General features: G+C 67.5%; 12 protein-coding genes. 7 read left to right on the top strand and 5 right to left on the bottom strand.

The genetic code is table 11. The annotated features are described in order from the left end of the window. The first annotated feature begins 208 nt into the window (after positions 1-208). The gene (trmFO, locus tag F9288_RS14380; RefSeq protein ID WP_174837418.1) at positions 209-1,516 is read left to right on the top strand and encodes a methylenetetrahydrofolate--tRNA-(uracil(54)-C(5))-methyltransferase (FADH(2)-oxidizing) TrmFO; all 1,308 of its coding nucleotides are present in this window, start codon (positions 209-211) and stop codon (positions 1,514-1,516) included. Between the two features lie 16 nt (positions 1,517-1,532). Here trmFO and F9288_RS14375 read toward each other — a convergent pair whose 3' ends face one another. Continuing rightward, complete coding sequence (locus F9288_RS14375; protein WP_174837417.1) at positions 1,533-1,991, bottom strand: EF-hand domain-containing protein; 459 nt, start codon at positions 1,989-1,991, stop codon at positions 1,533-1,535. 64 nt (positions 1,992-2,055) lie between these two features. Beyond that, positions 2,056-2,700, bottom strand: a complete 645-nt coding sequence (locus F9288_RS14370) for a squalene/phytoene synthase family protein (protein ID WP_174837416.1) — start codon at positions 2,698-2,700, stop codon at positions 2,056-2,058. A gap of 69 nt (positions 2,701-2,769) precedes the next feature. Here F9288_RS14370 and F9288_RS14365 point away from each other — a divergent pair, with 69 nt between their 5' ends. Genes F9288_RS14365 through F9288_RS14355 form a run of 3 tightly spaced genes read left to right on the top strand, consistent with a single transcriptional unit; the run spans position 2,770 to position 5,974 of the window. Next, positions 2,770-4,659: a TadE/TadG family type IV pilus assembly protein gene (locus F9288_RS14365; RefSeq protein WP_174837415.1), complete on the top strand. Its 1,890-nt coding sequence runs from the start codon at positions 2,770-2,772 to the stop codon at positions 4,657-4,659. Further along, entirely contained in the window at positions 4,656-5,249 is a 594-nt protein-coding gene (locus F9288_RS14360) for a TadE/TadG family type IV pilus assembly protein (protein WP_174837414.1), read from the top strand. Before F9288_RS14365 ends, F9288_RS14360 begins: the two co-directional genes overlap by 4 nt. Next, entirely contained in the window at positions 5,240-5,974 is a 735-nt protein-coding gene (locus F9288_RS14355; protein ID WP_174837413.1) for a TadE/TadG family type IV pilus assembly protein, read from the top strand. The genes F9288_RS14360 and F9288_RS14355 overlap by 10 nt, the downstream gene beginning before the upstream one ends. 57 nt (positions 5,975-6,031) lie before the next feature. On the opposite strand, the gene F9288_RS14350 is transcribed toward F9288_RS14355, so the two are convergent. Then, the gene (locus tag F9288_RS14350) at positions 6,032-7,444 is read right to left on the bottom strand and encodes a pyruvate dehydrogenase complex E1 component subunit beta (protein ID WP_174837412.1); all 1,413 of its coding nucleotides are present in this window, start codon (positions 7,442-7,444) and stop codon (positions 6,032-6,034) included. A 1-nt stretch (position 7,445) separates the two neighbouring features. Beyond that, on the bottom strand, positions 7,446-8,501 hold the full coding sequence (gene pdhA, locus F9288_RS14345) for a pyruvate dehydrogenase (acetyl-transferring) E1 component subunit alpha (RefSeq protein ID WP_174837411.1): 1,056 nt from the start codon (positions 8,499-8,501) through the stop codon (positions 7,446-7,448). A gap of 152 nt (positions 8,502-8,653) precedes the next feature. On the opposite strand from pdhA, the gene F9288_RS14340 reads away from it, so the two are divergent. From F9288_RS14340 to F9288_RS14330, 3 genes are all read left to right on the top strand, one after another. Next, positions 8,654-9,946 carry an MFS transporter gene (locus F9288_RS14340; protein ID WP_174837410.1) on the top strand — a complete coding sequence of 431 codons (1,293 nt, stop codon included), beginning with the start codon at positions 8,654-8,656 and terminating at the stop codon, positions 9,944-9,946. Further along, on the top strand, positions 9,943-10,863 hold the full coding sequence (gene cysK / locus F9288_RS14335; protein WP_174837409.1) for a cysteine synthase A: 921 nt from the start codon (positions 9,943-9,945) through the stop codon (positions 10,861-10,863). The genes F9288_RS14340 and cysK overlap by 4 nt, the downstream gene beginning before the upstream one ends. Positions 10,864-11,032: 169 nt before the next feature. Continuing rightward, positions 11,033-11,719: a GNAT family N-acetyltransferase gene (locus tag F9288_RS14330; RefSeq protein ID WP_174837408.1), complete on the top strand. Its 687-nt coding sequence runs from the start codon at positions 11,033-11,035 to the stop codon at positions 11,717-11,719. A 129-nt stretch (positions 11,720-11,848) separates the two neighbouring features. Here F9288_RS14330 and F9288_RS14325 read toward each other — a convergent pair whose 3' ends face one another. Then, the gene (locus F9288_RS14325; protein ID WP_174837407.1) at positions 11,849-12,715 is read right to left on the bottom strand and encodes a bifunctional 2-polyprenyl-6-hydroxyphenol methylase/3-demethylubiquinol 3-O-methyltransferase UbiG; all 867 of its coding nucleotides are present in this window, start codon (positions 12,713-12,715) and stop codon (positions 11,849-11,851) included. Between the last annotated feature and the right edge of the window lie 142 nt (positions 12,716-12,857).

Below are 12,857 nucleotides of genomic sequence, written 5' to 3'. Positions count from 1 at the left end.
GACCGACGCGCGACGCGGCATGACGCCAAATTCCGCCCGCCGCGCAGCGGTCGCCCGGAGAAGCCCGCTGGTCCACGTCGCTTGCTTGTGCGTAGCGAATGCTACGCGACTGCGCCACGCTCCTTGCCAGCGGACTTCTCCGGGCGATCACGGCGTTGTTCCGGTTAAGTTTGGACCCTAACGCCGCGCGGCGCTAACGCCACGCGCAATGACTCACGATATCCATATCATCGGCGGCGGCCTCGCCGGATCGGAGGCCGCGTGGCAACTCGCCGAGGCGGGCTTCAGCGTCCGTATCTCCGAGATGCGCGGCGGCGGCGACATGACGCCGGCGCATCAGGGCGACACCTTGGCCGAGCTGGTATGCTCGAACAGCTTCCGCTCCGACGATGCCGAGAGCAACGCGGTCGGCCTGCTGCATCAGGAGATGCGCGCGCTCGGCTCGCTCATCATGCGCGAGGGCGATGCGCATCGCGTGCCTGCCGGTTCAGCGCTGGCGGTCGATCGCGACGGCTTCTCCGCCGGCGTCACCGCCGCGCTGACGGCGCACCCCAACATCACCATCGTCCGCGAGCGCGTCGACACGCTGCCGGATGGGCCGGCGATCATCGCCACCGGCCCGCTCACCGCGCCCTCGCTCGCCGGGGCGATCGGGGCGGAGACGGGCAAGGATGCGCTCGCCTTCTTCGACGCCATCGCCCCGATCGTCCATCGCGACACGATCGACATGGATGTGGCATGGTTCCAGAGCCGCTGGAACAAGGGCGACGGCAAGGACTACATCAACTGCCCGCTCGACAAGGCGCAATATGAGGCGTTCGTCGCCGCGCTGCTCGCCGCCGAGAAGACCGAATATCGCGGCTGGGAGAACGTGCCTTATTTCGAGGGCTGCATGCCGATCGAGGTGATGGCGGAGCGCGGGCCGGAGACGTTGCGCTTCGGCCCGATGAAGCCGGTCGGCCTTGACGATCCGCGCACCGGGCGCTGGCCGCACGCGGTGGTGCAGCTTCGGCAGGACAATGCCGGCGGCACCTTGTGGAACATCGTCGGCTTCCAGACCAAGCTGAAACATGCCGAGCAGGTGCGTCTGTTCCGCACCATCCCGGGGCTGGAGAAGGCCGAGTTCGCCCGGCTCGGCGGGCTGCACCGCAACACCTTCCTGCGCTCGCCGGAACTGCTCGACGCAGAGTTGCGGCTGAGATCGCGCCCGAACATCCGCTTCGCCGGGCAGGTGACGGGATGCGAGGGCTATATCGAGAGCGCCAGCATCGGGCTGCTCGCCGGGCGCTTCGCGGCGGCGGAGCTGGCGGGAGGCGCCCTGTCCCCGCCGCCGGTGGAAACCGCGCTCGGCGCGCTGCTCCACCACATCACCGGCGCGGCGGTGGCGGAGACCTATCAGCCGATGAACGTCAACTTCGGCCTGTTCCCGCCAATCGAGGGCCGCACGAAGAAGGCCGATCGCAAGCGCCTCTACACCGATCGCGCGCGCACGGCGCTGGCGGAGTGGCTGGCCTAGCGGCCTAGGCCGGATCCTAATCCTCGACGGGCGCCGGCGCGGGCGCGCAGACGCATTTCGGCTTCGGCCGGCGCTTGGGCGCGGTGGTGGCGAATTCGGCGCGGTCGAGCGTTCCCGATCGGTCGCGGTCGGCGTCGGCGAAGCGCGTCGTCGTCTTCACCGCCCATTCGTCGAACGAGAGCTTGCCGTCGCCATTGGTGTCGAGTTTGGCGAACGCCTTGTGCCGGGGCGTGAGATATTCCTCGCGCGTGATCTTGCCGTCGCGATCCTTGTCGTAACGGTCGAAGCGCTTCTGCTCGCGCGTGCGCTCGCTCGCCTCGGGCGCGGCGACCGGCGCATCTTCCGCCACGGCCGACTGGAGCGCCTGCGGCAACGCGGGCAGCGCCGGCTCGCGCGCGGCATTGCCGTGGAACAGCACCCAGCCCGCCGCCACCATCAACAGCGCGGCAAGACCGCCCACCGCATATCGCCACATATCGCCCCGTCCTCCCGTCGCACGGATCGTAGAAGCTCGCGCGCGATACGCAATGTCCCGCCGCTCAGCGCCCGCTGAGCCGATGCCACGCCAGCCGCGCAACCCGACGCGCGCCCGCTTCCGCCACGCCCACCGCCAGATCGAGCCGCGCGAGATGGATCAGCCCGCCGAGCGCGCGGCCCCCGCCGCTCCATCGCTGCCGCGCCGCCTGCTCCAGCAGCGGAGTGGCGGCGACGCGCGCGCGCCGCGCCAGCTCCCGATCGGCGGTGATCTCGGAAAGGTCCGCCAGCGCCCAGCCGCGCCCGGCCGCCTCCACCGCATCCGTCGCGCCGATCGCGGCGGCGGCGAGCGCGAACAATTCCCCCCGCCCGCTCGCGAAGGCCATCAGCGCGGCATCGTCCGGCGTGTCGAGCAATTGTTGCCAGCCGTCAGTCATCGCCGCCGCCCGCGCACCGTCCACGTCGCGCAGCGCGCGCAGGATCGGATGCGCCGGCGGCTCGGGCACCTGCAACGCATCGTGCCACCAGGTGAGCCGCATCTGCGCGACCAATGGATCGCGCGTGCCCAGCGTGATCCGCGCCAGCGTCACGTCGAGCGCGAACAGCGCGTGGAGCGCTTCCTGCCCCGTCCGCGCATAGCCCAGCGCGAGCGCGCGGTCCGGCCGATCGGCCGAAGGGTTAACGCCAAAGATTTCCGCCCAGTTTACCATTTCATTTGAGCCGTCATTAGCCGCGCCCGGCCCATAGGCGACCCTCAGGGACTGCGTAAGGTCGGACGAATGCGCACTGAAAAGCCAGATCGAGGAACATTTCTCAATCGCCTGCGGCGCGATCGGCGCGGCAACACGCTTGCCTTGATGGCCGCGATGCTGGTGCCGATGGCGGGGCTTGCCGGCTCCGCGGTCGATACCGCGCGACTCTATGTCGTCAAGGTCCGTCTGCAACAGGCTTGCGACGCGGCGGTGCTGGCAGGGCGCAAGGCGATGATCACTTCGCCCACCAATTCCTATGACAGCGGGGCCAAGGCGCAGGCCGTATCCTTCTTCAACAACAATTTCATCTCCGGCTGGATGAGCACCCGCTCGGTCTCGTTCGCCGCCACGCAGACGGCGGACAACCAACTCGCCGGGACCGCGCAGGCGACCGTGCCGATGGCGCTGATGGGGATGTTCGGCGTCAGGCCTTCGATGCTGACGGTGAATTGCACCGCGCGCTACGACACGGCGGACACCGACGTGATGTTCGTACTCGACACCACCGGCTCGATGGCGTGCGGGCCGAGCGACCCGGATTCCTGCGGCCAGTCCACCGTCTCCTATACGCGGCCGGACGGAACGACCGGCTATTACGTGCAGGAAAAGAGCAATTCGCGCATTTCCGCGCTGCGCAGCGCGGTCCTGTCGTTCTATGACACGGTGGCGTCGACGATGGATTCGTCGAGTCATATTCGGTACGGCTTCGTCCCCTATACCTCGACCGTCAACGCCGGGTACGCGGTCACGGCGCTGTCGCCGAGCTACATGGTGTCGAACTGGACTTACGATACACGCACGCCGGCGGGCGACGTCAACAACGGCAGCGCGACCACCACGACGCAGAATTCGATCACCGAGGCCGATTGCAACGCCAGGGCCGGTCGCACCCCCGCCACAGGCTACAATACCGATGGCTCGGCCACCGTCGTCACGACGAACTGGACCTCCACCACAACCACTCCCAAGCACGGCACCCCCACGACCACCACCACGTGCACGATCACGTCGCAGCCCAAGAAGCCGAGTTGGGCCTACGGCTATAAATCGCTCGACGTAAGCCAGCTCATCACCGGCGCGACGATCACTGATCCGACGAAGATCACCGGCGCGAAGGTCAAGTGGCAGGGATGCCTTGAGGAGCGCGATACGAATGCGGTATCGACGTTCGATGCCAACAATCCGACGCCCGATATCGATCCCGATCTCGCGCCGACCAACGACAGCACTCGCTGGCGGCCGATGTGGCCGGACGTGATCTACGCCCGAAAAAGTGTCAGCACACAGACGGGAAACGGCCCCCCGCTTGGCGACACTGCCGCCAGCGGCAGCACCAGCACCGGCTATTATGCCTATGCCGATCCGAACCTGACTTACCTCAAGAGCGGATACATGGTCTGCGGCAAGCCCGTTCAGCGGCTTGCCACGATGACGCGCGCGCAAGTCTCCAGTTACGTCAACGCACCGGATTTTGTGCCGTGGGGCGGCACCTATCACGATACGGGGATGATCTGGGGCCTGCGCATGATCTCGCCGACCGGGCTGTTCAAGGATGACACCGCGGCCTGGCCGAACCGCGGCGCCCCCAACCGTTACATCGTGTTCATGACGGACGGTCATATGGCGACCAATTCCAGCATCTACGGGATGTGGGGCTGGGAGAGCTATGACAAGCGCACCACCGGCGGCACGCTGGATGGCGACACCGTGCACAACGCCCGCTTCCAGGCAGTGTGCCAGGCGGCGAAGAACCGCAACATCACGGTGTTCGTCGTCAGCCTCGCCTCGACGCTGGACAGCAGCCTCACTTCCTGCGCTTCGCCGGGACAGGCCTATTACGCGAGCGACGCCGCGTCGCTGACCACCGCGTTCCAGACGATCGCGCGGCAGGTCGCCATGCTGAGGCTCTCGCAATGATCGCGCTGCTCCACCGCCTTCGCCGCGACCGGCGCGGCGCGACGATCGTCGAGTTCGCCATCGTCGCGCCGGTCATGCTGCTGCTGCTCATGGGCCTCGCCGATCTGCTCTATGAGGGCTATGTCCAGTCCGCGCTCACCGGCGCGGTGCAGAAGGCGGCCCGCGACGCGACGATCGAGGGCAATGGTACTACCCAGAACACCGACGCGCTCGACGCGAAGGTGCAGGCGATGGTGCGGAAGATCGCCCCCGCCGCCACCTTCAGCTCGACCCGCAAAAGCTATGCCTATTTCGGCGCCGCCGCGCCGGAGCCGTTCGTCGATACGAACCACAACGGCGTGCGCGATGCCGGCGAGTGCTTCACCGATATCAACGGCAACGGAGTGTGGGATTCGGACCCCGGCGCGAACAACCAGGGCGGCGCCAGCGACGTGACGATGTACACGATGACCGCCACCTACCCGCGCCTGTTCCCCATCGCGCGAATGATCGGCTGGCCCCCTAGGCTGACGATCAGCGCGATGACGTTCCTCAAGAATCAGCCCTATGCCACCCAGATCCAGAAGACGCAGGCAACAATATGCACCTGACAGCCCTGCCCCCGCGCCGTCCACGCATCCCGTTCCGCCGGCTGGCGCGTGACACCAGCGGCCTCGCGTTGCTGGAGTTCGCGCTCTCGCTGCCGATGCTGCTCGGCATGGGCATGTATGCGATCGAAGCGACGAACCTGGCCCTGACCCATCTCAAGGTCAATCAGATCGCACTCAACCTCGCGGACAATGCCTCGCGCGTCGGGGCGACCAATAACCTGTCGGTCCAGCAGTTGCGCGAATGGGACATGAATGACATCCTCCAGGCCGCGCGCCTGCAGGGCGCCGGGATCAAACTGACCACCAACGGCAGGATCATCATCTCCAGCCTGGAGAATGTCCAGCAGAGCTATGACACCACGCCCACCCAGCGAATCCACTGGCAGCGTTGCGTCGGCCTGAAAGCCGGCGCTGGTTATGATTCGTCATACGGAACCACCAGCATCACGGCGGGAACGGACGCGACCAGCGGGAACAAGGGCACCAGCGCGTCGACCGGCATGGGCGATTCGGCCGCGCGCGTGAACGCCCCCGCCGGCTCGGGTGTGATGTTCGTCGAGCTGAACTATCGTTATCAGCCGCTTGTCAGCCACTATTTCGTGGGTAATCCGCGCCTGCATTATGTCGCGTCGTTCACGGTGCGCAGTGACAAGCGGGATTACACGCAAATCTACAATCCAGCGCCGACGGTGACGCGATCGACCTGCGACAAATACACCACCTGAGCGCCACGCTGGCCGGAGCGGACACGGCAAGGCGCGCCCGCTCCGGCTGCTTAGGCGTCAGGCGCGATACGTCACTTTCTTCACCGCCGCGATGATCTTGTCGGCGGAGATCAGCGCCAGCTTCTCCAGATTCGCCGCATAGGGCATCGGCACATCCTCGTTGGTGACGCGCACGACCGGGGCGTCGAGGTCGTCGAAGCCTTCCTCCATGCAGATCGCGACGATCTCGCTGGCGATCGAGCAGGTCGCCCATCCCTCCTCCGCCACCACCAGCCGGTTGGTCTTGGCGAGCGACTTGAGCACCGCCTGCTTGTCGAGCGGGCGCAAGGTGCGCAGGTCGATCACCTCCGCGTCGATCCCCTCCTCGGCCAGCCGGTCGGCGGCTTCGAGCGCGAGGCCGACGCCGATCGAATAGCTGACGATCGTCACGTCCTTGCCCTCGCGCATGATGCGCGCCTTGCCGATCGGCAGCACCCAGTCGTCGAGCTTCGGCACCTCGAAGCTGCGGCCGTAGAGCAGCTCGTTCTCCAGGAACACCACCGGATCCTGCGAGCGGATCGCCGCCTTGAGCAGCCCCTTCGCGTCCGCCGCGTCATAGGGCGCAATGACGATCAGGCCGGGAACGGCGGCGTACCACGGGCCGTAATTCTGGCTGTGCTGCGCCGCGACGCGGCTCGCCGCGCCATTGGGGCCGCGGAACACGATCGGGCAGCGCATCTGGCCGCCGGACATGTAATTGGTCTTGGCCGCCGAATTGACGATATGGTCGATCGCCTGCATCGCGAAGTTGAACGTCATGAACTCGACGACCGGCTTCAGCCCGCCCATCGCCGCGCCCGTGCCGACGCCGGCGAAGCCATATTCGGTGATCGGCGTGTCGATCACGCGGCGGTCACCGAACTCGTCCAGCAGGCCCTGCGTGACCTTGTACGCGCCCTGATATTGCGCGACCTCCTCGCCCATCACGAACACGCGGTCGTCGGCGCGCATCTCCTCCGCCATGGCGTCGCGCAGCGCCTCGCGGACGGTCTGCTTCACCATCTCGGTGCCGGCCGGCACTTCTGGATCGCGGACCTCCGCGTCATGCCTGGCCGCCTCGAACATCTGGCGCGCGCCGGTTTCCACCTTGTGCGGGACGGGCGCCTCGCTCTCGGCGGCCTGCTCCCGCACCTCGGGATTTTCCGCCTTGGTGACCGGTTCCGGCTTCGGCGAGGACGACGCATCCTCGCCTTCGCCGGCGATCTGCATGATGACCTCGCCGACCTTCACCCCGTCGGTGCCCTCGGGCACGAGGATCTTCGCGACGGTGCCCTCATCGACCGCCTCGAACTCCATCGTCGCCTTGTCGGTCTCGATTTCGGCGAGGATGTCGCCGGACTTCACGGCATCGCCTTCCTTGACGAGCCATTTGGCGAGCGTGCCTTCTTCCATCGTGGGCGACAGCGCCGGCATCTTGATGTCGATCGCCATCTCAATATTTCTCCACCAGCACGTCGGTATAAAGCTCCTGCGGTTCCGGCTCAGGCGTGTTCTCCGCGAAGTCGGCCGCCTCGTTCACCTGCCGGCGGATTTCCGCCTCGACCGCCTTCAGCTCCTCCTCCTTCACGCCCTCCGCCTCGAGCAGCTTCTTGGCATGTTCGATCGGGTCGGACTTGTCGCGCACCGACTGCACTTCCTCGCGGCTGCGGTATTTCGCCGGATCGGACATGGAATGGCCGCGATAGCGATAGGTCTTCATCTCCAGAATGATCGGCCCCTTGCCCGCGCGCACCCACGCCAGCGCTTCCTCCGCCGCGCCGCGCGCCGCCAGCACGTCCATGCCATCGACCTGGATGCCGGGGATGCGGAAGCTCTCGCCGCGGCGATAGAGCTGGTCTTCCGACGAGGCGCGATTGACCGAGGTGCCCATCGCGTACTGGTTGTTCTCGATCACGAAGATGACCGGCAGCTTCCACAGCTCGGCCATGTTGAACGCTTCGTACACCTGCCCCTGATTGGCCGCGCCGTCGCCGAAATAGGCGAGGCACACGCCGCCGTCGCCAGAATATTTGTGCGCGAAGCCAAGGCCGGCGCCGAGCGACACCTGCGCCCCGACGATGCCGTGCCCGCCGTAGAACTTATGCTCGACGCTGAACATGTGCATCGAGCCGCCCTTGCCCTTGGAGATGCCGGCGGCGCGCCCGGTAAGCTCCGCCATTACGTCCTTGGGCGGGATGCCGCAGAGCAGCATGTGGCCGTGGTCGCGATAGCCGGTGATGACGCTGTCCTTCTCGGTCAGCGCCGATTGCAGGCCGACCGCGACCGCCTCCTGGCCGATATAGAGATGGCAGAAGCCGCCGATCAGGCCGAGGCCGTAGAGCTGCCCCGCCTTCTCCTCGAAGCGGCGGATGAGCAGCATGTCGTGATAGAATTTCAGCAGCTCGTCCTTCGTCGCCTTGTACGGCGTCGGTTCGTCCGGGCGCTCACGATTGGGCGTTGCCGGCGGTGTGCTGCGGGATCGTGTGCTCCGTGCGGGGGCTTTTGCCACGTCTGGGAAGACCTCGTTACCTTGGGGAGACCTTCGCCTATAGTCCGCCATCCGCCGCAGGCGCAATCCGCCCGTGGCGACAAGCCGCGCTATTCCCCACTCATCGACAAGCGACGTTGCGATCCGGGATGACGCCCCCTAATCGACAAGCGATGGACCGCTCGATCCACCCCTTGCGCATTCCCGATTTCCGCGCCTTCTGGTGCTCGCGGCTGGCGGGAACCGTCGGCACCAGCGCGCAGGCGATCATCATCGGCTGGCAGGTCTATGGCATCGCGCGGCAGACGATGGACATCAGGCAGGCGGCGTTCCTGCTGGGGATGATGGGCCTTGCCCAGTTCCTGCCGCTATTCCTGCTCACCCCGCTCGTCGGGCTGGCCGCCGACACGGTCGACCGGCGCTGGATCGTGCGGCTAACCACCCTGCTGCTGGTGCTCGTCTCGGCGATGCTCGGCGCGCTGACATGGGCCGGCGCGCTGACGCTGCCGGCGTTGTTCGGCGCGGCGGTGCTGCTGGGCGTGGCGCGGGCCTTTTCCGGCCCGGCCTATTCCGCGCTCGCCCCCAATCTAGTCCCGCGCGAGAGCCTGCCGACCGCGATCGCCATCTCCTCGATCGCGTGGCAGGTGGGGACGATCGCCGGGCCGAGCCTGGGCGGCCTGCTCTACGCGATCCATCCGGATATCGCTTATGCCTGCGTCTCCGGGCTGTACCTGATCGCGCTGGCCGGCATCTTCCTGATCGGCAAGGTGCAGCAGCCGCCTGTCGAAAGGGACCGGCACCCGATGGCGCGCATCCTCGACGGCTTCGCCTATGTGAAGCGCAACCGGCTGGTGCAGGCGACGATCACGCTGGACCTGTTCGTCGTGCTGCTCGCCGGGGCGACCGCGCTGCTGCCGATCTATGCGCGCGACATCCTGCATGTCGGCGCGACCGGGCTGGGCGTGCTCGCCGCCGGCATGGGGATCGGCGCGGCGACCACCGCCCTGTGGTTCTCCTTCCGCCCGATGCGCCACGACGTCGGGCGCAAGATGCTGCTGGCGGTGATCGTGTTCGCGCTGGCGATCCTGACCTTCGGCGTGTCGCGCAACTTCCTGCTCAGCCTCGCCGCGCTGATCCTCGCCGGCGGGGCGGACATGGTTTCGGTCTATGTCCGCTCGTCGCTGATCCAGCTCCACACGCCGGACGCGATGCGCGGCCGCGTCAACGCGGTGAGCCAGCTCACCATCTCCGCCTCGAACGAGCTGGGCGAGGCCGAGAGCGGGCTGATGGCCTCGCTGCTCGGCCCGGTTGGCGCGGTGACGTTCGGCGGGGTCGCCGCGATCGTCATCACTCTGTTATGGTCCCGGCTCTATCCGGAACTGAAGCTGGCCAAGACGTTTGACCCACCTGAAGCTCCGGGGTTCGATACCACCACGCCCCGGCAACACGGAGTAACGCAGCCATGAAGGCGAACACGGTCCTGGAAACGATCGGCAACACCCCGCACATCCGCGTCCAGCGGCTGTTTCCGGGCGCCGAGGTGTGGATCAAGTCCGAGCGATCGAACCCCGGCGGTTCGATCAAGGACCGCATCGCGCTCGCGATGATCGAGGCGGCGGAGCGCGACGGGCTGCTCAAGCCCGGCGGCACGATCATCGAGCCGACCAGCGGCAACACCGGCATCGGCCTCGCGATGGTCGCGGCCGTGAAGGGCTACAAGCTGATCCTTGTCATGCCCGACAGCATGAGCATCGAGCGCCGCCGACTGATGCTCGCTTATGGCGCGACCTTCGATCTCACCCCGCGCGAGAAGGGCATGAAGGGCGCGATCGAGCGCGCGCTGGAGCTGGTGCGCGAGACGCCGGGCGCATGGATGCCGCAGCAGTTCGACAATCCCGCCAACGTCGAGGTCCACGCCCGCACCACCGCGCGGGAGATCCTGAACGACTTCGCCGACGCGCCGATCGACGCCATCATCACCGGCGTCGGCACCGGCGGCCACATCACCGGCGTCGCCGAGACGCTGAAGAAAAGCTGGCCGAACCTGAAGGTCTTCGCAGTCGAGCCGACCGCCTCGCCGGTGATCGGCGGCGGGCAGCCGGGGCCGCACCCGATCCAGGGGCTGGGCGCCGGCTTCATCCCCGCCAACCTTCATACCCAGGCGCTCGACGGCGTGATCGCGGTGGAGGCCGAGGCGGCGAAGGACATGGCGCGCCGCGCCGCGCGCGAGGAAGGGCTGCTGGTCGGCATCTCGTCCGGCGCGACGCTCGCCGCGATCGCGCAGAAGCTGCCCGAGCTGCCCGCCGGATCGCGCGTGCTCGGCTTCAATTACGACACTGGCGAGCGTTACCTGTCGGTGCCGGATTTCCTGCCGGAAGCCTGATCTCCGCTCGCATGGCCAGCCGCGCCCGCCACGTCATGCGATCCTCGCGCTGATCGCGGCGGGCGCGCTCGCCGACCGGAATTGAGTCGCCCGCCGCGCGCATCGCGCGATGAGCTGCCGCTCCGGCATCGTCTCGACCCGGCGTCGCGAACGAGGCTATGGGCGGGCGATGACCTCCCCGCATCCGCTCGATTGCCCCGCCTGGTCCGCCCTCAGCGAACGTCAGTCCGGTTTCGCGCTCGCGCATGGTGGCGCGCGGCGTTACGATCCGGCTTACGGGGTGTTCGCGGCGATCGGCGACCGCTCCGCCGCGAGCCTCGCCGGGCTTGCCGCGCTGGTGGCCGAGCATGGCGACGTTGCGCTCCTGGAGGTTTCACCGCCAACCGATGCGCCCGGGATGGCGGTCGCGTCGCAGGATATCGGCGTCCAGATGGTGGCGACGGGGCTGACCGCCGGGCCGCCACCGGACTTCGAGATCGTCCCCCTGGGCGATGCCGACGCGCCGGAGATGCTGGCGCTCGCGACACTTACCCAGCCCGGCCCGTTCTTCGATCGCACCCATCAGCTTGGCGACTTCTTCGGTGTCCGGATCGAGGGGCAACTCGTCGCCATGGCCGGCGAGCGGATGAAACCGCGCGGTTTCACCGAGGTGAGCGGCGTCTGCACCCACCCCGACCATCGCGGCCGCGGTTATGCCGGGGCGCTCATGCGGCTGGTCGCGGCACGAATCCTCGATCGCGGGGAGACAGCCTTCCTGCACGCCTACGCCAGCAATCGCGACGCAATCGCCTTGTACGAGACGCTCGGATTCGCGGTGCGGCGCGAGATATTGATGACGAGACTGACGCGCGGGTGAGGCTTCGTTCGCCGGCGAGCGGATCGTTTGCCTCCGTGCCTGTGGGTATCTTCACAGGGGGGTCCGCCGGTTCAGCCGAATGCACGTGCCGGCCTTCCGGTCACTCCGGTCCATGACGAATAGCGCTCGTCAACCGTTCTCGTCCGCCCGCGCCGTCCAGATCCACGCGGCGGCGGGGAATTCCACCACGCCGTCGCGCATATGGTCGGCAAGGAGAGCGGCGAGCCGCCGCAAGATCGCCGGCCGCGCATCCGGTTCGATCGTCGCGAGCATTCGTGCGGCCGGGCCGATACGCTGGAAGAAGTGCAACGCCTGCGCGGCGGCATCCGGCCCTTCGCCGGCACGATAGGCATAATCGACGAGTCGCGGCGCGCCGGGAATGAAGCCGGCCTGGCTCAGCACATCGCCGACCAGCGCGGGGTCGGCGAAGGCGAACGGGCCGGGGGCGTAAGCCGCGCCTGCCTGCGTCGGCGACGCGTTGGCGGACTCCTCGTCAGCGGCGATGCCGGTGATGCGCGTGACCCAGGGATTGCGGGCGAGATCGGCGAAACAGGAAAAGACCAGCGCCGCGCCCGGACGCAGCAGGCGGCGGATGCTCCGGAACCCGGCGACGGGGTCGGCGAAGAACATCACGCCGTGCCGCGAAAAGGCGAAATCGAAACGCCCCGCCTGTCCCGGCTCGTCGGTGAACCGCGTCACGTCGGCGGCGCGGAAGGCGACATGCTCTCTCCCCTCGCCCCGTTCGGCGGCAACCGCCACCAGCCGTTCGGACAGGTCGACGCCGAGAATGTCGAGATGCGGCCGCGCCCCGGCCAGCGCGAAGGTCGTAATGCCCGCGCCGCAGCCGATATCGAGCGCCTGCCCGCGCTCCGGCGCCGCCGCCGCGACCGCCGCGTCGAGCGGCTTCGCGAGCGCAGCGAAGCTCATGTCGGTCAACCGCCATTCGTCCGCCCAGACATTGCCGACACGGCCCCGCCACTCGATCGCCTCGGTCATCGCCCTGCCCTCTTTCGTCATTTCATCCGTCGCGCCACGATATAGGAACCACCAGAACACGAAAGGCCCGCTCTCCTACGGAGCGGGCCTTCCCTTATTGTCGCGACGCCTATCCCGCCGCGCGGTACATATTCGGCAAGCA

Source organism: Sphingomonas sp. CL5.1 (genome assembly GCF_013344685.1).
Lineage (GTDB): Bacteria > Pseudomonadota > Alphaproteobacteria > Sphingomonadales > Sphingomonadaceae > Sphingomonas.
The sequence above is the reverse complement of the archived record's forward strand: the minus strand, read 5'-3'. Positions and strand labels throughout refer to the sequence as shown.